Source organism: Thioalkalivibrio sp. XN8 (assembly GCF_011058255.1).
Classification (GTDB): Bacteria; Pseudomonadota; Gammaproteobacteria; order Steroidobacterales; family XN24; genus XN24.
In genome coordinates this window covers 25628-43253 of the sequence record NZ_JAALFH010000008.1, presented here as the reverse complement: position 1 = coordinate 43253, position 17626 = coordinate 25628, and the positions used below count along the sequence as shown (strand labels likewise).

General features: G+C 65.4%; 24 protein-coding genes. 7 read left to right on the top strand and 17 right to left on the bottom strand.

What is annotated here, in order from left to right:
- Positions 1 to 36 precede the first annotated feature (36 nt).
- The gene (locus G6N75_RS00635; RefSeq protein ID WP_165346134.1) at positions 37 to 1893 is read right to left on the bottom strand and encodes a PhoX family phosphatase; all 1857 of its coding nucleotides are present in this window, start codon (positions 1891 to 1893) and stop codon (positions 37 to 39) included.
- 104 nt (positions 1894 to 1997) lie between these two features.
- On the opposite strand from G6N75_RS00635, the gene G6N75_RS00630 reads away from it, so the two are divergent.
- Together G6N75_RS00630 and G6N75_RS00625 are read left to right on the top strand one after the other, a co-directional pair.
- A complete protein-coding gene (locus G6N75_RS00630; protein WP_240900855.1) occupies positions 1998 to 2411 on the top strand; it encodes an NYN domain-containing protein in 414 nt (137 codons plus the stop codon).
- Positions 2412 to 2480: 69 nt separating this feature from the next.
- Positions 2481 to 2885, top strand: coding sequence for an HIRAN domain-containing protein (locus G6N75_RS00625; RefSeq protein WP_165346132.1), 405 nt, complete (start codon positions 2481 to 2483; stop codon positions 2883 to 2885).
- Between the two features lie 7 nt (positions 2886 to 2892).
- On the opposite strand, the gene G6N75_RS00620 is transcribed toward G6N75_RS00625, so the two are convergent.
- Positions 2893 to 4131: a hypothetical protein gene (locus tag G6N75_RS00620; RefSeq protein ID WP_165346131.1), complete on the bottom strand. Its 1239-nt coding sequence runs from the start codon at positions 4129 to 4131 to the stop codon at positions 2893 to 2895.
- A gap of 132 nt (positions 4132 to 4263) precedes the next feature.
- Here G6N75_RS00620 and G6N75_RS00615 point away from each other — a divergent pair, with 132 nt between their 5' ends.
- Positions 4264 to 4872 (top strand): hypothetical protein, encoded by a 609-nt coding sequence (locus tag G6N75_RS00615; RefSeq protein WP_165346130.1) that lies wholly within the window; start codon positions 4264 to 4266, stop codon positions 4870 to 4872.
- Here G6N75_RS00615 and G6N75_RS00610 read toward each other — a convergent pair.
- Entirely contained in the window at positions 4869 to 5375 is a 507-nt protein-coding gene (locus G6N75_RS00610) for a TspO/MBR family protein (RefSeq protein WP_346765452.1), read from the bottom strand. The genes G6N75_RS00615 and G6N75_RS00610 overlap by 4 nt on opposite strands.
- Positions 5376 to 5418: 43 nt before the next feature.
- On the opposite strand from G6N75_RS00610, the gene arfB reads away from it, so the two are divergent.
- Positions 5419 to 5853 carry an alternative ribosome rescue aminoacyl-tRNA hydrolase ArfB gene (gene arfB / locus G6N75_RS00605; protein ID WP_165346129.1) on the top strand — a complete coding sequence of 145 codons (435 nt, stop codon included), beginning with the start codon at positions 5419 to 5421 and terminating at the stop codon, positions 5851 to 5853.
- On the opposite strand, the gene G6N75_RS00600 is transcribed toward arfB, so the two are convergent.
- Positions 5850 to 6371, bottom strand: a complete 522-nt coding sequence (locus tag G6N75_RS00600; RefSeq protein WP_165346128.1) for a type II toxin-antitoxin system YhaV family toxin — start codon at positions 6369 to 6371, stop codon at positions 5850 to 5852. The two genes, arfB and G6N75_RS00600, sit on opposite strands and share 4 nt — an antisense overlap.
- A gap of 117 nt (positions 6372 to 6488) precedes the next feature.
- On the opposite strand from G6N75_RS00600, the gene G6N75_RS00595 reads away from it, so the two are divergent.
- Positions 6489 to 6809: a type II toxin-antitoxin system RelE/ParE family toxin gene (locus G6N75_RS00595; protein ID WP_165346127.1), complete on the top strand. Its 321-nt coding sequence runs from the start codon at positions 6489 to 6491 to the stop codon at positions 6807 to 6809.
- Entirely contained in the window at positions 6806 to 7123 is a 318-nt protein-coding gene (locus G6N75_RS00590; RefSeq protein WP_165346126.1) for an addiction module antidote protein, read from the top strand. Before G6N75_RS00595 ends, G6N75_RS00590 begins: the two co-directional genes overlap by 4 nt.
- Before the next feature lie 20 nt (positions 7124 to 7143).
- On the opposite strand, the gene G6N75_RS00585 is transcribed toward G6N75_RS00590, so the two are convergent.
- The 6 genes from G6N75_RS00585 to G6N75_RS00560 all read right to left on the bottom strand — a co-directional run bounded on the left by G6N75_RS00585 (position 7144) and on the right by G6N75_RS00560 (position 10574).
- Positions 7144 to 7368 (bottom strand): DUF2788 domain-containing protein, encoded by a 225-nt coding sequence (locus G6N75_RS00585; RefSeq protein ID WP_346765451.1) that lies wholly within the window; start codon positions 7366 to 7368, stop codon positions 7144 to 7146.
- Positions 7365 to 8171, bottom strand: a complete 807-nt coding sequence (locus tag G6N75_RS00580; protein ID WP_165346125.1) for a DUF2189 domain-containing protein — start codon at positions 8169 to 8171, stop codon at positions 7365 to 7367. The genes G6N75_RS00585 and G6N75_RS00580 overlap by 4 nt, the downstream gene beginning before the upstream one ends.
- 19 nt (positions 8172 to 8190) lie before the next feature.
- The gene (locus G6N75_RS00575; protein ID WP_165346124.1) at positions 8191 to 8619 is read right to left on the bottom strand and encodes a putative toxin-antitoxin system toxin component, PIN family; all 429 of its coding nucleotides are present in this window, start codon (positions 8617 to 8619) and stop codon (positions 8191 to 8193) included.
- Complete coding sequence (locus tag G6N75_RS00570) at positions 8616 to 8837, bottom strand: type II toxin-antitoxin system VapB family antitoxin (protein ID WP_165346123.1); 222 nt, start codon at positions 8835 to 8837, stop codon at positions 8616 to 8618. The genes G6N75_RS00575 and G6N75_RS00570 overlap by 4 nt, the downstream gene beginning before the upstream one ends.
- A gap of 81 nt (positions 8838 to 8918) precedes the next feature.
- Positions 8919 to 9800, bottom strand: coding sequence for a transglutaminase family protein (locus tag G6N75_RS00565; RefSeq protein WP_165346122.1), 882 nt, complete (start codon positions 9798 to 9800; stop codon positions 8919 to 8921).
- 111 nt (positions 9801 to 9911) lie between these two features.
- Entirely contained in the window at positions 9912 to 10574 is a 663-nt protein-coding gene (locus tag G6N75_RS00560; protein ID WP_165346121.1) for a HEPN domain-containing protein, read from the bottom strand.
- 176 nt (positions 10575 to 10750) lie between these two features.
- On the opposite strand from G6N75_RS00560, the gene G6N75_RS00555 reads away from it, so the two are divergent.
- A complete protein-coding gene (locus G6N75_RS00555; RefSeq protein WP_165346120.1) occupies positions 10751 to 12466 on the top strand; it encodes an MFS transporter in 1716 nt (571 codons plus the stop codon).
- A gap of 31 nt (positions 12467 to 12497) precedes the next feature.
- On the opposite strand, the gene G6N75_RS00550 is transcribed toward G6N75_RS00555, so the two are convergent.
- From G6N75_RS00550 to G6N75_RS00520, 7 genes are all read right to left on the bottom strand, one after another.
- Complete coding sequence (locus G6N75_RS00550; RefSeq protein ID WP_165281328.1) at positions 12498 to 12716, bottom strand: DUF2283 domain-containing protein; 219 nt, start codon at positions 12714 to 12716, stop codon at positions 12498 to 12500.
- Between the two features lie 107 nt (positions 12717 to 12823).
- The gene (locus G6N75_RS00545) at positions 12824 to 13126 is read right to left on the bottom strand and encodes a DUF2442 domain-containing protein (RefSeq protein ID WP_165346119.1); all 303 of its coding nucleotides are present in this window, start codon (positions 13124 to 13126) and stop codon (positions 12824 to 12826) included.
- 30 nt (positions 13127 to 13156) lie between these two features.
- Positions 13157 to 13402 (bottom strand): DUF2442 domain-containing protein, encoded by a 246-nt coding sequence (locus G6N75_RS00540; protein ID WP_165346118.1) that lies wholly within the window; start codon positions 13400 to 13402, stop codon positions 13157 to 13159.
- A gap of 109 nt (positions 13403 to 13511) precedes the next feature.
- Complete coding sequence (locus tag G6N75_RS00535) at positions 13512 to 14726, bottom strand: alpha-hydroxy acid oxidase (RefSeq protein WP_165346117.1); 1215 nt, start codon at positions 14724 to 14726, stop codon at positions 13512 to 13514.
- A 113-nt stretch (positions 14727 to 14839) separates the two neighbouring features.
- Positions 14840 to 15847, bottom strand: a complete 1008-nt coding sequence (locus G6N75_RS00530) for a hypothetical protein (RefSeq protein WP_165346116.1) — start codon at positions 15845 to 15847, stop codon at positions 14840 to 14842.
- Between the two features lie 314 nt (positions 15848 to 16161).
- Positions 16162 to 16704 (bottom strand): nuclease-related domain-containing protein, encoded by a 543-nt coding sequence (locus G6N75_RS00525; protein WP_240900848.1) that lies wholly within the window; start codon positions 16702 to 16704, stop codon positions 16162 to 16164.
- A 93-nt stretch (positions 16705 to 16797) separates the two neighbouring features.
- On the bottom strand, positions 16798 to 17589 hold the full coding sequence (locus G6N75_RS00520; RefSeq protein WP_165346115.1) for an iron-sulfur cluster loop: 792 nt from the start codon (positions 17587 to 17589) through the stop codon (positions 16798 to 16800).
- Positions 17590 to 17626 lie beyond the last annotated feature (37 nt).

Sequence of the window (17626 nt, the reverse complement as noted above, 5' to 3'; positions counted from 1 at the left end):
CCGGGGCCTCGGGGGGACGCGTCCTGCGATTGGCGGCTACGAGCCGATCATGCCGCCGTCCTTCCTTGTGATCACGAAAGTGGTGTCCCGCGGGATCGTCACGCCGTCCGGCGCGGCCGGGAAATTGGTCCGCGTGGGATCACCGTTGCCGGGATGCTGGGTGTTGATGAACATCGTGCGCCGGTCTGGCGTATAGGCGATACCAGTGATCTCATCACCGCTCACGCCGACAAACAGGCGGCGGATGTCAATGCCGTCGGGATCGGCCACCACCATCTGGTTTTGCAGCCCGGCCTTCTGGCCGCCGTCGGTCTGGATGAACACACGGCCGTCCGGATCGACCCAGATGCCGTCCGGATCCGAGAAGTTGCGCTCGTCGCCTTCGCCATGGGTGTCCTGGGCGATGAGGTAGATGTCCCAGACGAACCGGGTGCCGACATGGCGATGGTCGTCGCGCCAGCGGATGATGTGGCCATCGGGGTTCGGCGCCAGCGGGTTGGCGGCATCGGCCTCGGTGCGGTCGCGGTTGTTGGTCAGCGTGCAGTAGACATCGCCGTTCGGCGCCACGCTGGCCCACTCCGGCCGGTCCATCGGCGTCGCGCCGAGCAGGTCGGCGGCGAGTCGCGTATAGACCAGGACTTCGGCCTGGTCCTTGAACCGGGCCGCCAGCACCGGGTTGTCGATGGTCAGCTCCAGCCAGTCGCCGGTGCCGTCATCCTTGAACTTCGCCACGTAGAGCTTGCCGTGGTCCAGCGGATTCATGCCGCGGGCGCGCATGGACTTCCAGTTGCCGTCGGAGACGAACTTGTAGATGTAGTCGAAGCTCTGGTCGTCGCCCATGTAGACCACCAGGCGGCCGCCCTTGCCGACCACGACCTCGGCGCCCTCGTGCTTGAAGCGGCCCAGCGCGGTGCGCTTCACCGGGATCCTGCGACCGTTGCGCGGATCGATCTCGACCACCCAGCCGAAGCGATTGTCTTCGTTCTTGTAGTTGGGATCGGAGAGGTCGAAGCGCTCGTCGTACACGTGCCAGCCGTAACCGAACCCGACGTTGGTGAAGCCGTAGCGGGCTTGCTCGTCAGTCGGGGCCCAGTTGGGATCACTCGCGCCGAAGTAGCCGTTGAAGTTCTCTTCGCAGGTCAGGTAGGTGCCCCAGGGCGTCTCGCCATTGGAACAATTGTTGACCGTGCCGAGGGTCGGGTTGCCCGCCGGCGTCTGCAGCAGCGGGTGGCCCGCCGCCGGGCCGCTGAATTCGACCGGCGTGTTGACGTGGATGCGGCGCGCGTTGCGGCTCCAGACCTGGCGCCACCTGCCGCGGATCTTGGCCAGGGCCACCACGGAGACGCCGTGGGCGTGCTGCGACACGCGGACGTCCTCGAGGCTCTCGGGGAACGGCTTGCCGAGGACGTGAGAGTTCCTGCCGAACTCGTGGTTGATGCAGAGCATGCCGGCCCTGTTGCGCTTGCCGACGGGGAACAGCGTCATGCCGTCATGGCCGATGCCGATCAGCTCGGCCTGCTCGTCGGCCTTCGGGCGCCGCTCCGGCTCGCCGTTGTACGGCTGCACCGGCGAGCGGGGGTTGACCTTCTCGCCCCAGGAAATCAGGGTCTGGTACTGGTAGTCGGGCGAGATCAGGGGCACCTTGCCGCCGACGTCGTTGGCTTCGGCGATGGTGACCGGCTTGAAGCCGATCAGCTCCTTGCTCTTGCCGCCCTTGCCGTACTTCCAGCCCTTGTTGCCGGCCAACGCCACGGACGACGTGGCGACGTAGGCGGTGGCGGCCGTGGCCAGGCTGCCCATGAGCATTTTGCGGCGCGACAAGCTGACCTCGAGGACGTCCCGGAACGGGCGGTTCTTCGAGGGATTGGAAACTTCGTTATCGTGGTCGTGCATCGGGGGATGCTCTACTCCTGGCGGCAGTGCTTGTTGGGGTTATTCGAGAGAGTGGCATTTGTACCCAGTGGATATTTCAGGACGGTTCTGAATTTGTGAAAAAGATGATCCTGGTCGACGGCCATAACCTGCTCTACGCCGCCCGCGCCCGCTTCGCGGCCGAACTGGTGGGCGGCCATCCCGGGACGGCGGCCCGCGAGGCGCTGGTGGAATATCTCGTCGGGGTGTTCACGGGGGCAGGCGCCGAGGTCCGCATCTACTTCGACGGCGGCGCGGCCCATGCCGAGCGCCGGTCGGAGCAGGTCGAAGTCGTCTACCCGGGCGGGGACGGCGACCAGCGGGCCGACCGCGCCATCCTTGCCGCGCTTAAGGACCGGTCCTGGGGACAGTCCCCAGGACCGGTCCCTGTCGTCGTCACGCGTGACATCAAGCTCGCCCGCCGCGCCCGCAAGCGCGGCGCCGCCGTCCTAGACCCCGGAAAATTCCTCGCAGACTGTGACGCCGGGCTCATCCCCTGAGCCCCCCGCCTCGTACGCTGGCCCCCACAACAAGGCGGCAGGGAAAGCCGCAGCACGGAGGAGCCAGACATGCCATCGTTCCTGCCACGCCGGGATTTCCTCAGGCAGCTGCTGGCCGTGCCTTTCGCGGGCGCGCCGGCCCTCGCCCCCGCGCGCACGGCGGAGGTGGATTTCAGCGTGTTCCCGGTCGCCGGCTTCCGCTACTACGACGGCCCGAACCTGCTCGACCGGCTGCGCGCCGGCGATCCCGTGCGCCTGGTGCGCGAGCCCGACAACCCGCACGACCCGCAGGCCATCCGCATCGAGGCGCTGGGCCAACGCGTGGGTTATGTGCCGCGCAGCGAGAACCGCCCGCTGGTCCGCCTGCTGGAGCAGGGCGCGGAACTGCGGGGCCGGATCATCGCCGTGGATCCGGGCGGCGACCGCTGGGAAGCCGTGCGGGTCGGCGTCTCGCTCTACCTGCCCGGGACCTGAGCGCCCCTCACTCCCCCCGCCCGCGCAGGCGCAGCTCGGCGCGGATGCGCGCCAGCTCGGTCTCGACCCGGTCGCGGAAATCCACGCCCCAGATGGCGCGAAAACCGCGCAGCAGCAGGTAGAGGAACACCAGCGGCATCAGCAGCGTCTGGAACACGAACAGCGCCATCAGGTTGAGCACGTTCGGCACGATGTTCTTGATGCGCTCGACGATCTCCTCGTAGCGCTCCACGTCCACCAGGGCCTTCACCTTGCCGGACATCCGGGTCCACCAGCCCTCCTCCTCTTCGCCGGCCAGCGTCGCCGCGGTGGCGGCGAGCCGGGCCTCGACGTCCGCCAGCTGCGCCTCGGCGCGCGAGCGGGCGCGGATGGCGGCCGCCACGGCCTGCTCCTGCTCCTGCAGCGCCAGCTTCGCCGCCTGGTGCTCGGGGTTGCGCGCGAAGGGATTGAGGACCTCGCTCATGGTCATCTGCGACTCGATGGCCTCCAGCGCCTGCTGCGCCTCGGCCAGCCCCGCCCGCGCATCCGCCTCGGCCGCGCGCAGCTGCCCCAGCTCCCCGGCCAGCGCCTCGCGCTGCGCCCCGAGCGCCTCGAGCTCGCTCTCCAGCCGGCCCTGCTCGGTTTCGGTCAGGGTCGCGGTCATCAGCTTCGCTTCGACCTCCGCCGACAACACCTCCAGCCGTTGCATGTTTTCCTGGGTGCGGGGGCTGACGAAGGCCTGGTCGACCAGCGCATTGCCGGCCAGCACCAGCACGAACAGAAAGCGCAGCAAGGCGGCCAGCGCGAACAGCTTGAGCGGGATGAGGGCGTAGCGCCCGCCGGCGACGAACAGGCTGGCGACGACCACGACGCCGAACACCGTCAGCAGGATCCTGAAGAACCGGGTGGAGACGATCTCGATCAGCAGCTTCTGGGTCACCAGCGAGCCGACCGCGAACTGCATCACCGTCGAGTACTGCTCGACGAGGTCGTTGACCGGGTCGAGCAGCTCCAGCGGCCGGATGCTCGATTCGAGCTTCACGCCGAGGCCGGAGGACTGCCCGACCTCGACCGACTGGGCCATGGAGATGACGGCATTCAGCAGGCGAGCCGTGGCGAAGGCCGCCAGCGCCTGGACCGTGGCGTCGTCCACGTAGGCCTCGGTCTTGCGGTCGATCCAGCCGGACCACGAGACCGCGACGGTCAGCAGCACCACCAGGATCGCCGCCATCTTGCGCCGCCCGCCGAGCATGTTCTCCGAGTTCATCCGGGTCTCCTGGCGACACCCGTCGCCTGCACCTGAAGCCTGGCCGATAGCTTAGCGCAGGGCACCGGATGGACGCGGCATCGAGAATTTGCAATCGTTCCGGTGGGGACAGTCCCCACGGGGGGAAGCGAGATGACCCAGCTCCGCAACATCGTCCTCATCTGGACGCTGCTGACCACGACCTTCTTCTGGACCACCACCATGCGGCTGGTCCTCAAGCCCGAGATCTCCGACTGGCGGATCTTCGGCGTCGGCGGCAAGGGCATGGCCGGCGACGCCTGGCTGCCGCCGCTGGTCGCCCTGGTCGCGCTCGGCGCGTTCTACCTCGAGGGCCGCGGCCGGCTGCGGCCGCTGTTCCACGGCTGGCTGCTCGCCTGGCACGGCGTCCTGTTCGCCCTGGCGCTATACGGCACCCTGCTGGCCGGCGGCGAAATCTCCTTCGCTACCTGGGGCCTCACCCTGTCCTTCTGGTGGCTGGTGGTCCCCTTCGCCGTGTTCCTCGGGCTGGCCGCCTGGCTGGTCGTCCACGAGACGCGCTTCGGCCACCAGGTGCCGCTGTTCGGCTGGCAGCAGCTCAACTACAAGCCGCTGGCCCTGGCCGTCGCGCTGCTGCCGGTGGCCGTGGTGTTCTTCCGCCTCGGCGAGGGCTTCGACGGCTGGGTGAAGATCGCGGTGGCGACGACCGTCCTGCAGTGGGTGTTGCTGGTGGACGCGGTGGGCAGGCCGGCCGCGCGCCGCTAGCCCAGCAGCCCCGCATTGTTCCGCCACAGCCAGAAGTTCAGCGCGCCGGCGAAACTGACCCAGGCGAGATAGGGCACCAGCAGCACGGCCGCGACGCGGCTGAAGCGCCAGAAAGCGAAGACGAGGGTGACGATCAGCGCCCACAGCAGCAGCAGCTCGACGAACGCCCAGAAGCCGAGGTTCCAGGCGAAAAACAGCCAGCTCCACAGCGCATTCACCGCGAGATGGACGATGAACAGCGCCAGCGTGCCGCGGGTCGCCTCCAGCGGCGCCGAGCGCCACACCAGCCAGGCCGCGATGCCCATCATGGTGAACAGGGTGGTCCACACCGGGCCGAACAGCCAGGCCGGCGGCGCCCAGGTGGGCTGCATCAGCTGGCCGTAGAACTCCGGCGCGTTGACCGAGGCGATGGCCCCGATCGCAGCGGTGATATAGGCCAGGGCGAGCCAGAAGACGAGGCCGAGGAGCTGGGTGGCGGGTGTCCTGCGAGGGGTCGGGTTCACGCCGGTTTTCCATTTTCGAGCCAGGCTGCAGAATAACATCGACATGACCACACCTTCGCAACCGGACCGGCCGGCCTTCCTGCCGCCAGAGCAAGAGCTCGCCGAGAAGTTCATCCTCACCGGCGGGCCGGGCGGGCAGCATGTGAACCGCACCGAGTCCGGCGTCCAGCTGCGCTTCGACGTGCCGGCCTCGACCTTCATCAGCGACGCCGTCAAGGCGCGGCTGCTCAAGCTCGCCGGCAGCCGCGCCGACTCCGCCGGCGTGATCACCATCGAGGCCCGCAGCCACCGCAGCCAGCACCGGAACCGGGCCGACGCCCGTATCCGCCTGGCCGCGCTGATCGAGCAGGCCAGCCGCACGCCGCGCAAGCGCGTCCCGACCAGGCCGAGCGCCCGCGCGAAGCAGAAGCGGCTCACCGAGAAGCGCCAGCGTGGCGAGGTGAAGCAGAAACGCGGTGCGCCGGGGATAGATGACTAGGACGGGGTAATTTCTCGCGCCGTCTTGAGGAGCTCGTCCCAGCTGTCCGGCGGATTCCCGCTCTCGATCATGCGCCGAAAAACGCGATATGCGTCGGTCGCGCTCCCGTAGGCCCGCCGCGTGTCCGCGTCGTTGACCCACGCATAGACGATCACTCGGGCCTTCGCCTGGTAGCGAAAGAACAGTCGGTATTGCTGGTAGAACCTGGCGCGGAACCAGTGCCTGTGTTCCGGACCGAGTGCCTGGCCCTGGCGGTATTCCGGGCGTGCCGGGTCCTGCGGGATCAGCTCGAACGCCAGCCGATAGTCGATCAGCGTGCCCTCCCGAATCTCGACCCGCCCGGGCGTCAGCACCCGGAACCGCAGCTCCGGCGGAGTGATCCGCTCGAGGTTGTGGACGTCGCAGAAGAAAGGAAACACCTCCGCCGGCGCCACCGGCAACACGATCTCGGTCTCGAGGCTGTACCAGCCGGCGCCGTGGCGCTGGTGGCGTACTCGGGGAGAGGCGGGAGCAACCATGAGCCCCATCTTGCCGCAGGCGGTTATCCAGTCAAAACCCACGGAAACTCATAAGGAAATTGGGCCTGTAATTCTCTCCAATGGGCTGCACTATCCGCTTGACATTTACTGTAGCCCATGGGATACACTCCGCCTAAACGGCTTCGAGCGACGCAGACCTTCCTTGACTGGATAAATCGACTGAAGGACCTGGGTGGGCGAGCACGCATCCAGATGCGGATCGACCGACTCGCCCACGGCAACCCGGGCAAACACAAGCGCCTGTCAGCTCGGGTTTGGGAGCTCAAGATCGATTTCGGACCGGGGTACCGCGTCTATTACTCGGAGATCCGATCCGAGCTGATCGTCTTGCTGACAGGCGGAGACAAATCGAGTCAGAAACGGGACATCGAAACGGCTATTCGAATGGCAGATCAACTGGAACTCGACGACTCATGAAGCGCTCATCGCACAAACCCAAGGCACCCATCAAGACGGTTGCATACGACGTCGCCGACCAACTCCGCACACCTGCGGAGATGGCCGCTTACCTCGATGCCTGGCTCGAGGAAGCGCCGGACGACGCCCAGGGAATCGCGCGCGCTCTAGGCGACCTGGCTCGTGCGAAGGGCATGTCCGCTGTGGCTAGAGAATCCGGTTTAAGTCGGGAGAGCCTCTACAAGGCGTTGAGTGAGAACGGAAACCCTAGCTTGGCGACGGTCCTGAAAGTCGCGAAAGCGCTCGGGGTGAGGCTGCATGCGGCTGCAGCGTAGCGACCTGCTCGACAAATGCTTCAAATGTCCAGGATCCACTGGATCAGCAGCTTCATGACGAAGCCCAGCATGCCCAGCGCCAGCACCAGGAACAGCACGAAGGTGCCGAACAGCCCGGCCTTCGACTGGTAGGCGATCTGGCCGATGATGAACAGCATGTAGAGCATGAAGGCCGTCAGCCCGAAGGTCAGGCCGAACCAGGAGATCTGCTGCTCGGTGAAGCCGAACAGCTCGGCGGCGTTCACGGCGCCCTCCGCGCTCGCTCCGGCAGGTTGGCGACATCCAGCGTGTCGCGGTAGGCATGCCAGCTGGCATACCCCAGCAGCGGCACCACCACCAGGCTGCCGAGAAGCGCCACGGCCAGCCCGGCCACCGACAGCCCCGCGAGCACCCCGGCCCACAGCGCCATCACCCCGGGGTTCCTGAGTACCACCAGCCAGCTTGCCGTGACCGCCTGCAGCACCGTGACCTGCCTGTCCAGCAGCAGCGGCAGGGTGATGACGCTGGAGGCGAACACCGGCGCGGCCATGAACGCACCGACCATCAGCCACAACTCGAACAGGTAGTGCTCGCGCGAGGCGACGACGTAGCGCAGGAAGTCCACCGGGCTGTTGATCGGCTCGGGCGACAGCGCCGTGATCAGCGCCGCCGAGGTCAGCACCCAGCCGGTGCCGGCCAGCGCCAGCAGGCAGCCGAAAATCACCAGCCGCCAGTCGTGCCGCGGCACCCCGCGCCAGCTCATCCAGGCGTCGTAGACCGTCCTGAAGCCGCCCGGCCGCCCCGCCTCGAGCTCCCGGCTGACGGCATACAGCCCGACCGCGATCACCGGCGCCACCAGGAGGAACCCGCTGAAGGCGCCGGCCAGCAGCCAGAAGTCGTTGCCCGCGACGAGCAGGACCAGCACCGCGAACAGCACGACCGCCGCGCCGTGCGCCAGCCCGACCGGCCAGGTCCGCCGGAAGTCGGCCCAGCCCGCCCGCAGCCAGCGCAAGGGGTGGTCTGGGTTCAGGCGGCGGACGGTGAGCGCGTGTTGGAACTGGTGGTCCATGGGCGAAGTGTAACCGGGGTCAGGTACGCGTTCTGCGCGGGCGCCCTGCTTCAGCCGTGAGCCGTAACCACAACCCTCGCGGTGACAGGATCTCGATGGGCGCGTCGGCCGCGATGGAAAGAAGGTCCTGGTCGCCGGTCACCAGCGCCTCGGCGCCACCCGCAACCGCCTCCGCCAGGACCAGTCCGTCGGAAACGTCCCGGATCAGCAGCGGCAATGCAGGGGTCTTGCCAACTACCACCGCCTCCCGGCGCAGGAAGGCAATGAGCTCCCCGATGGTTTCCACCGGGATTCGCATCTTCTGGCGCAGCACCCGTTGAGACTCAGCCAGCACCGTGACCCCAAGGACCAGCTCGTGCTCGGCGAGCACCAGGTTGAAAAGATCGGCGCACAAGCCGCGCGTGGCAAAAGCGCTCACGAGCACGTTAGTGTCGAAAGCGACCTTCACGACACGTCTTTGAACACGTCCTCGTCAGTCAGGTAGCCGCGCGCCTCCGCCAGGGGCATGACGCGGCGACGCAGGTCCTGGAACTCGGCCAGTGCGAGCTGGCGACGAACCGCGTCACGAACGACCTCGCTGCGGCTGCGCCCGGTGCGCTTCGCTACCCGCGCAACCAGGCGCTCAAGATCCGGATCAAGACGAATAGTGAGGGCTGACGATTTCATGTCATACATTGTAGGACACCGTGCTGCCGGCAACAATTGGCGCCGCCGTGGCCGCGCCGGCATGACCCGCCACCGATCTCCCTACGTCGGCGCCAGGGTCAGCGCCGGCGCATCCGGCAGCCGCTCCAGCAGGGCCAGGCGCTCGGTGTCGGACGTGGTGCCGGCGACTTCGTCGGTCCATACCCGAAAAACCTTCAAATCGTAATTGCCGAAGGACGTCATCATCGCCCCGTCTGCCGCATCGCGGCCGCGCACCACCAGCACCCGGCCGATCCGCGGCGTGTTGTGGCGCGCATCGAAGGTGAACCAGCGGTTCTCGAGATAGGCCTCGAACCAGGCGGAAAAATCGCCGGGGCCGCTGTCCGGGACCCCGATATCGCCGAGATAGCCGCTGGCATAGCGCGCCGGGATGTTCATGGCGCGGCACAGCGCCACCGCCAGGTGGGCGAAATCGCGACACACGCCGGTGCGTTCGCGCGCCGCGTCGGTCGCGGTCTTGTCCGGACGACCGAAGGGGTAGCCGAAGGTGAGCTGGCTCTGCACCCAGTTGCAGATCGCCTGGACCCGCGCCCAGCCCTCCGGCGTCGCGCCAAACAGGCCCCACGCCAGGTCGACCAGCTCGTCGCTGTTGCAGTAGCGGCTCGGGGTCAGGTAGCGCAGCGTGTCCGGCGGCAGCTCGGCAACCGGGTGCTGGCGCGCGTTCCAGTCGAAGGGGTCCGGCTGGCCGTCATTCTCGACTATGCAGTCGGACCACAGCGTCGTCCGCCCGGGCGGCGCGACCATGCGCACCCGGCGATTGGCGAACTCATCGAGATACTCTTCCTGCGGCACCGCAAGATCGGTGCGGACCTCTTCAGACCCGATCACCCGCCCGCCATAGCTCGGATGCGGCAACAGCGCCAGCAACAGCGGCGTCGGGCGCGCGCACTCGATGGTGATCTCGAAACCGATACGGATAAACATGAATACGGTGGCTGGCTCCTTTGAGCCCCAGCATGGACTCAATGGCAGTGGTTCTCAAACCTGGTGTGGCCTGATCAGGTCAATGCTCGCGGCCTGAACTGATACCGCGCCTCAGTCCACCACCGGATAACACGCCTCGCCCCACACGCTGTAGGCGTGCTCCATCATCAGGTGGATGACGATCGGCACGACGTCGCCGAGGATGTTGGCGCCGTCGCGGATCTGGTCGCGGTTGATGCGGCTATTCCAGGTGGCGCCGCCGTGCAGCACCTGGTTGCGCAGCACGTAGAGCCGCTCGAAGGTCGCGGCGAACAGCTTCTTGGTGCGCCCCTCGCCCAGCGCCCGGCGCGCCGAGGCGCGGCTGCGGTCGAAGCGCTCCTGCCACTCCGCCTCGGTGAGGTAGCCGTTCACGTAGTCCCAGTAGGGCTGGTAGACATAGCGGTTGTCGATCAGCAGGCGGATGGACGACGGGTAACGGGTCCACACCAGCTCGTACAGCAGGTTGTCGCGGTCCGCGTCGATCAGCCGGCTGAGAAACTGGAGCAGCAGGCGCGTCTCGGAGAACTCGCGCCGGTTGGGGAATTCCTGGGCGTAGGCGGCGTTGAAGGCCAGCCACAGGAAGATGAACCGGGCGTCATGGTCCTCCGGCTCCTGCTCGGCCCGGTACAGCCAGCTCAGGGCACGGTGTACGCGCAGGGCGAGCGGCTGCGGCCAGTCGGCGCGGTGGGCGCGCTGGTGGGCCTTGAGCGAGGCGTGGTCGAGGGCAAGCTTCACGTCATCCTCCGTGGCGGCAGCGGGCCTTCCATGGCCCCGGCGCAAGGCCCGTCACGTCCGGGTGACGAGCCCAGTATCCGGGGCGGCGGGCTCAGGGGATGAGCCTGGATGCCGATTGGTGCAGTACTGCAGCCGCCGCGGTAACATCCCCGCTCGCCTCGCTCAGGACAACAAAAATGACAATCAACTGGGTTCTCGCGGAAAGCTCGCGCATGCGCTATGCCGCCGGCTCATCCATGTATTTTGCGCAGGGCATTCCCTACGGGCTGATGAACATCGCCGTGCCCGCCTGGCTGGCGAGCCAGGGGGTCGGGGCCGGCCAGATCGCCACTTTCCTCGCCGTCATCATCCTGCCCTGGGCCTTCAAGCTGTTGTCCGGGCCGCTGATGGACCGCTACCAGTTCCTGGCGATGGGCCGGCGGCGACCCTGGGTGCTGGGCGCACAACTCGGCATGACGCTGTCGTTCTTCGGTCTCGTCCTCGTCGACAACCCGGTCGAGCAGGTCGGCCTGCTGACGGTGCTCGGCCTCCTTATCAACGTGTTCGCGGCGACGCAGGATGTCGCCGTCGACGGCCTGGCGATCGAGGTCACGCCGGTCGATGAGCAGGGCCGCCTGAACGGCTTCATGGTGTTCGGCAAGGCCATCGGCTGGGCCGTGACTTCGGCGGTCAGCGGAATGATGCTGGTCACCTTCGGCATGGGCGTTACCGCGCTTGTCGCGGCCGTCGTCCAGGCCGTTTTCCTGCTCGGCTTCATGATGACCGTGGAGCATCGCGGCGAGCGTCGCCTGCCGTGGAGTACCGGCGCCGCGATGTCTGAGCGGCGTGCGGCCGCTTCGTTCGCGGACGTTTTCAAGGGGCTGAACGCGGTGCTGTGGTCCCGGGTCAGCCTTATCCTGATGGCGATCATGCTGTTCGACGGTTTCATCAGCGGCTACGGTCACGCCCTGATGCCTATCGCCGCCATCAACCTGTTCGGCTTCACGACGCCGGAATGGTCACAACTTGTTGCGGTGATGGGGCTGGCGGGTGCAGCCGTGGCGCTGGCGCTGGGGCCCATGATCGATCGCTTCGGCGCCAAGCGCATGCTGATACTGACGGTCTCGCTCGTCGCCATCCACGCCATCCTGCTCGCCCAGACGCAGTTCCTGTGGGAGAACACGACCTACGTCAGGGTGATGCTGGCCGCCTGGGTGTTGCTCGGGCCCGTGACCATGGTGTGCATGATCGCGCTGGCCATGGCCATCTGCTCCAGCGCGAATTCCGCCACCCAGTTTGCCATCTACATGTCGGTGGCCAATCTCGGCGCCTCAGCCGGCTCGAAGAGCTACGGCATGATTGCCGAGCAGACCTCGTACGTCGAAGCCTACCTGCTGCTTGGCGCCATCACCGTCACGATGATCTTCATCACCCTGTTCCATCGGCACCGGCCGGCAGAACAAACCGGCCGCAAGCGGGCGCCGAGTTACACCGTGGGCATGGGCGCCGGCGGGTCCGGCATGTATTTTTCCGGCGCGATGCGCTGCCCCAAGTGCCGCGCCGACATGGAACAGGTGATGATCGACAACACCGAGGTCGATCGGTGTTTCTCCTGTCACGGCCTGTGGTTCGACGCCGGCGAGCTCAGCAAGCTGCGCACGAAAGAGGCGGCGGCTGCGCTCGACATCGGCGACATCAAGACCGGCAAGACACAGAACCGGGTCGACAACTACCGCTGCCCGCGCTGCGCCGGCCCGATGCATCGCATGGTCGACCCCGAACAACCGCACATCTGGTTCGAGCAGTGCGGTTCCTGCCGTGGTTCGTTCTTTGACGCCGGCGAGTTGACCGACCTGGTGACCGTGTCGGTGGGGGATTTCTTCAAGCGGTTTGTGACGCCGGAGCGGCGCTGAGGGCGTTAAGCGGCGACCTTAAGACGCCATATCAGGCGACCGCAGTTTCCACCTTCCCGGGCAAACGGCTCAATACAAGCCTGCCCAGGTCGACTTTCGCCGAAGCATTGTCGATATCGATCCCGACCAGCTGCCCGTCTGAATCATAATCGAGCACTACGCCCTCGGAGATCTCACGGCTCTCAGCGCTCGGCCGATCTGAAAGGTCGATGTACAGTGAATCCGTCTCGGCGTGGTAGCTCAGCTTCATGGCCGGAACCCCCGGTCGGGGAAAGCGTTGTGGATAGCCACTCTATCCTCGAGGGTGACCACTCTCAAGCACCTGTTGCCAAGCTCCAGCGTCAGAATCCGAGGCGTTTAACCGGAAACGCGTCCCGCCAGCCACCGGCGCAGGGACGCCTGGGACTCGTTGGACGGCAGGCCGCGAAGCAGCGAATCGACGCTGATATCCTCATCGACCGCTGGCCAATGGATGCCGGTGCCGTGTCCGATCAGCTCCCAGTCCTGCCGCTCTTCACTCGTCGCGTGCTCCAGGCGCGGATACCACGCCAGGGGAACAGAGATCGTCCGGCCGTCACTTAACACGACGGTCAGCTCGTCATCGGAGCTGCTGACTGACACGGCGCGTGGCCTATCGATCTGCTCGGCTGAAGAACTCATCCCAGGCCTCCAGAAGCTTGTCAGCCCTGCTCAGGCAGCAACCAGCAGCTTCTCGCGCAGGAACTCGGGGGCGAAATCGGCACCATTGGGCCAAACCAGCGTATGCAGCTCCGGGTGGAGCTCGACCCGAGCGAAATAAGCCTCGTCGCGTAGCGGCTCGAACACCTCGCCAGAGAGTTCTGCGGACAGGTCGACCGGTCCTTCGAGCCCGTCGTTGAACCGAAGCCAGACCGTATGACCGCCCAGATACCTGGCTGCAATGATTCTTGTCAGCATACCGTTACTCCAGCGGCGCAATCCGCGTAAGACGCTGACCCGCCTGCGCTCGATCCCACGCCGATATTAGCTCAGCTTTGCGCAGCACGCGCCGTTCGAGTCACTCTCCCTACCGCATCCCCACATGCCGGCCGCTGATATCCGCAATCGAGGCCGCGCCCACCTGCCCCATCACCATCGCCAGCTCCGCCCGCAGCATCTCCAGCACCTTCTCGACGCCCGCCTGGCCGAAGGCCGCCAGGCCCCAGATATAGGGCCGGCCGATGCACACCGCATCCGCACCCAGGGCGAGGGCCTTGAAGATGTCGGTGCCGCGGCGGAACCCGCTGTCGATCATGACCGGGACGCGACCGTTCACAGCCTCCACCACCTCGGGCAGGCTCTCCAGCGCGCCCCAGCCGCTGGCCTCGGCGCGGCCGCCGTGGTTGGAGACGTAGACCGCGTCGGCCCCCGCCTCGACCGCGCCGGCCGCATCCTCGCGCGTGACGATGCCCTTGACCACGATCTTCATCGAGCTGGCCCGGCGGATCCGCTCGAGGTAGTCCCAGGTCATGTCGGCGGTGCCGAAATCGGCGTACGTAACCTGCGAGCCCTGGTACATCGGGTTCAGGCGCAGGAAGTCCTCGACGCTGTACGTGCCGTGGCAGGTCGAGCAGTCGCGGTCATCGATGCGCTCGTGCTGGCCCAGCAGCACGCGGTTGCTGCCGGAGTGGAGGTCGATGGTGAGCACGACCACGCGGGCCCCGGCCCGCTCGGCCCGCTCCAGCATCATCTGGGCGGTGGACCACTGGTTGGTCGGATAGAGCTGGAACCAGACCGGCTCGCCGCGCGCGGCGATCACGTCCTCGATCGGCGTCGTCGCCACGTTCGACAGGAGCTGCAGGTGGCCCTGCGCCCGGGCCGCCCGCGCCGTGGCGAGCTCCGCGTCGGGGTGGAACGCGCCCTGGCTACCGACCGGGGCCAGCACGATCGGCGATGAGAGCGACTCGCCGAGTAGCATGGTCTCGAGGCTGACCCGGCTGGTGTCCACCATGCGCATCGGCCGCAGGTAGACCTGCTCGAATGCGCGCCGGTTGGCGGTCAGCGTCTCGTTGCCGTCGGTGCCGGTGGCGAGGTAACCGTAGTGGGCCGGCGGCAGGTTGTGCTTCGCGACCGCGTGGAAGTCGAACACGTCGAGCGCATCGGCCGGCGACTTGATGAGGTGGTCGGGCAGCTCGAGGGCGTCGAGGGATTCCTCAGCCAAGAGGCGGCCGGCCGCGGTGCAGTACAGCAGGGGACTGGCGGCGAGAAATTTCAGTAGCTGCCGGCGGGCTGGGTTGTCCATGCTGCATTCCTCCGGTCGGCGTGTTGCGGTTCAAGGCCCAGCATGGGGATCGGGCTTCGGGGGAAACTAGCAGTTGGTGTGCTGTGGGGGTAGTCCAGTGCTATGAACTACTCCTACGGCTCTCGATTCAAAACGAACTGGACTGCAGCTTGAGATCCCGAAAGCGAGTAAACCATCGTGATTACATCCATGTCACCGTAGCAGGTCCTTTCCACCTGAACGGCCAATCGCGACCCACCAGCGAAAGCACGCCAGAATCCCCTCTCATCCCGCGGGTGCAGAAACGTCGCCGAGTTATCCGTAGATCTTGACGTATCGGCAATTGGAAATTCCTCTCGATCGACCGCAAGCCCCCAGTTTCCGAAGGCACACTCAATCTCTTCTCCCACCATCGCAGACAGCAAGACTTCCGCAGTGGAGTACGGATCGCCGATGAATAGCTCAGGACTCCCCTCGTAGGCGTTGATGCCCACGAAGGCAAGCTCTGATTCGGCGCTCGATTCATCGGGGAGTGCAGAGGTCGTCGCCCAGCGGCTCTCGAATGCTGTCCCAGTGCCCTCCGTACTCAATTCCCATGAGCCGTTGGCCGAAACTCCTTCCTCTGCCCCGGGCAAAGTCGGCTCAAGCTCCGATAGCCCCGAAGTGTCTTCCGTTTCGGAGACGCTTTCGAAGTGGCGGCGCACGCATTGGCGATACGCCGCCGGCCCCTCTACCTTGGCGCGAGCACAAGCGAGTTCAATCGACCCACGCGTGTCCAAATCGAGCCCGGAGAGATCAGGCGAAGTGTCCATACCCTCAATGCTCTCCAACTCGCGACCGACACAGGCGCGATATGTAGCTGGGCCCTCCGTCTTCGCACGGGCACAAGCCAGTTCAATAGACGTACGGGTATCCAGATCAAGCCCAGAGACGTCAGGCAAAGGATCCATGCCCTCGATACTCTCTAGTTGATTGACGATGCAGTCGCGATATACAGTCGGCCCCTCTACCTTTGCACGAGCACACGCCAGTTGGATCGACGTACGGGTGTCCAAGTCCAGTCCTGAAAGGTCCGGGACCTGAGCAATAGCGTGTCCCGATACAATCGAACTAACCAACAGCATGTAGCTTATTTCGCGCATATTCTCGTCACTCCGCGATCCTGGCAGGCGGGCAGGGCCTGCTCAGACTATCGAAAAATATAACCGTCCGCCCGCTTCAAATGGAGCTTTCGGGACCGAGTAACTTTTCCACGGTTCAGGCGGCGAGACTAGTGACCACCGCGCTTTCCGCTACGGCCAAGCTCGGCGCGCGCGTAGCGAGAAAGATGCGCCGCGAGCGAGTGCACGTCCGCGTCGGCCATCTGGCTTCGACTGCTATCGATAAACGCCGGCAATGCCTTTGGGTTCAGGGCCCACACGTCACTCGACTTGGCCTCCGCAGTCGGCTGAATGAACTACCCTGGGAAAACGACGACAGGCCGAACGGCAACCCTCTTCCCGGTAAGCTCCTGAATCAACTCGCTTAGCCACCTCGCGGAGGCTCGCGCCTGGATAACCGGATTCCGATCAGGCTCCCTGCCGAGCACCAGCACGCGCTCGCCATCGAAAGTAATCAAGGGTTCGCCACGATCTGGTTTCGAGAAGGTCTTGGTTTCGATCAGGTAGACGCCGCTCTCGTGGATCACGATGTGGTCTACATTGAAGCCCTCGCCAGGGAAGTCATGGAGGACGGAAGCGCCACGATTCCGTAGCGATTCAAGAAACTGCCCAACGGCGGCTTCGCCTTCTTGGCCTAACTTCAATGCTCTGAATCTCTTGAAGTTTCTGCGGATACGATTGAAGGCAACGCCAGCCACGATGATCGCTACAACGGTGTAGATCACCGGTTGGGGCCGCATGTCCGTATACCAGCGAAACCACTCCAAGCCGGCGAGCAGAACCATGAACATGGCAATGAAGTAGTCGGAAAGGACTTTCTCGTTGACGAGCTTGTCCATCTCCTTACGGACCGAGTCACCGGGATTGCGGAGAGGCTTTCTTTTGAGCGGTGAACGCATTTCTGACAATCCCTTTCGAGTCCGTGAAGGCCGCTAATCCATTCGAACCACGCCCGTGTCCAATGACCCGGAAGCCGCCGTAGGACAAACCTTCCGCATATAACAGCTTGCGCAATCCGAGCGTCTCGGCCTGCACCAGTGCCGCCCGATCTCCCACGCTGGGAAGTCCAGCAATCCCGGGAATTCGGGGCTTAGACTCCGCGCCCGGAAAATTACCTGATTCACATCAGCATTGGGCCCAACCAAGCCCAATCGCTCGAAAACGCGTTTCACGTGGACATCCGCGGACACGTCTATGGAGTAGTAATCCCGAAGCGGCACCTTGAATTGTCTGGCTAGGATGTTCGCTGCCATGGTGGCGATCTTCGGCCCGACCCCGCGGAATTCAAGAAAGCGATAGACGAGCTCGGCGCTAGAGGGCTCATTGGCCCAGATGCGCGATGCATCGCCTCGATATTTGGCAGCAATCAGTTGAATAGCGAACTGGAAGTTCCGTGCCATCTCCGCGTTGTATCGGTGCAGCGGTGTTGGCCTGGAGAACGCGTCGAGGACCTCGGCATCGCTGAGACGGCGCAGCCGTTTCATATCGAACGTCCCAACTCGATGCTTGAACTCGTAAGGGATAATCCAGCAGCGCTCCGCTCGCATCTGGCGGCTCATGATGCAAGCGATGACGAACGCATGAGGCTGCCGATCCAGGTCGTTCACCATGCGATCGGCGTTGGCGTTGCCGGTGGATTCTAGATTCTGAGAAGGCCCGCGAAACAGCTTGCGGCCACGCTGGATGAGCAACCGAGAAATTTTGGCGGCCGGAGCTTCCGTCATACGGGGCTCCTAACCTAGTCCTTAATCCCGAAGCGAC

Bases quoted from the DNA above. Each gene is read 5' to 3' on its own strand.
- G6N75_RS00635 (WP_165346134.1), bottom strand. From the start codon at position 1,893: ATGCACGACCACGATAACGAAGTTTCCAATCCCTCGAAGAACCGCCCG.
- G6N75_RS00630 (WP_240900855.1), top strand. From the start codon at position 1,998: ATGATCCTGGTCGACGGCCATAACCTGCTCTACGCCGCCCGCGCCCGC.
- G6N75_RS00625 (WP_165346132.1), top strand. From the start codon at position 2,481: ATGCCATCGTTCCTGCCACGCCGGGATTTCCTCAGGCAGCTGCTGGCC.
- G6N75_RS00620 (WP_165346131.1), bottom strand. From the start codon at position 4,131: ATGAACTCGGAGAACATGCTCGGCGGGCGGCGCAAGATGGCGGCGATC.
- G6N75_RS00615 (WP_165346130.1), top strand. From the start codon at position 4,264: ATGACCCAGCTCCGCAACATCGTCCTCATCTGGACGCTGCTGACCACG.
- arfB (WP_165346129.1), top strand. From the start codon at position 5,419: ATGACCACACCTTCGCAACCGGACCGGCCGGCCTTCCTGCCGCCAGAG.
- G6N75_RS00600 (WP_165346128.1), bottom strand. From the start codon at position 6,371: ATGGTTGCTCCCGCCTCTCCCCGAGTACGCCACCAGCGCCACGGCGCC.
- G6N75_RS00595 (WP_165346127.1), top strand. From the start codon at position 6,489: ATGGGATACACTCCGCCTAAACGGCTTCGAGCGACGCAGACCTTCCTT.
- G6N75_RS00590 (WP_165346126.1), top strand. From the start codon at position 6,806: ATGAAGCGCTCATCGCACAAACCCAAGGCACCCATCAAGACGGTTGCA.
- G6N75_RS00580 (WP_165346125.1), bottom strand. From the start codon at position 8,171: ATGGACCACCAGTTCCAACACGCGCTCACCGTCCGCCGCCTGAACCCA.
- G6N75_RS00570 (WP_165346123.1), bottom strand. From the start codon at position 8,837: ATGAAATCGTCAGCCCTCACTATTCGTCTTGATCCGGATCTTGAGCGC.
- G6N75_RS00565 (WP_165346122.1), bottom strand. From the start codon at position 9,800: ATGTTTATCCGTATCGGTTTCGAGATCACCATCGAGTGCGCGCGCCCG.
- G6N75_RS00555 (WP_165346120.1), top strand. From the start codon at position 10,751: ATGACAATCAACTGGGTTCTCGCGGAAAGCTCGCGCATGCGCTATGCC.
- G6N75_RS00550 (WP_165281328.1), bottom strand. From the start codon at position 12,716: ATGAAGCTGAGCTACCACGCCGAGACGGATTCACTGTACATCGACCTT.
- G6N75_RS00545 (WP_165346119.1), bottom strand. From the start codon at position 13,126: ATGAGTTCTTCAGCCGAGCAGATCGATAGGCCACGCGCCGTGTCAGTC.
- G6N75_RS00540 (WP_165346118.1), bottom strand. From the start codon at position 13,402: ATGCTGACAAGAATCATTGCAGCCAGGTATCTGGGCGGTCATACGGTC.
- G6N75_RS00535 (WP_165346117.1), bottom strand. From the start codon at position 14,726: ATGGACAACCCAGCCCGCCGGCAGCTACTGAAATTTCTCGCCGCCAGT.
- G6N75_RS00530 (WP_165346116.1), bottom strand. From the start codon at position 15,847: ATGCGCGAAATAAGCTACATGCTGTTGGTTAGTTCGATTGTATCGGGA.
- G6N75_RS00525 (WP_240900848.1), bottom strand. From the start codon at position 16,704: ATGGACAAGCTCGTCAACGAGAAAGTCCTTTCCGACTACTTCATTGCC.
- G6N75_RS00520 (WP_165346115.1), bottom strand. From the start codon at position 17,589: ATGACGGAAGCTCCGGCCGCCAAAATTTCTCGGTTGCTCATCCAGCGT.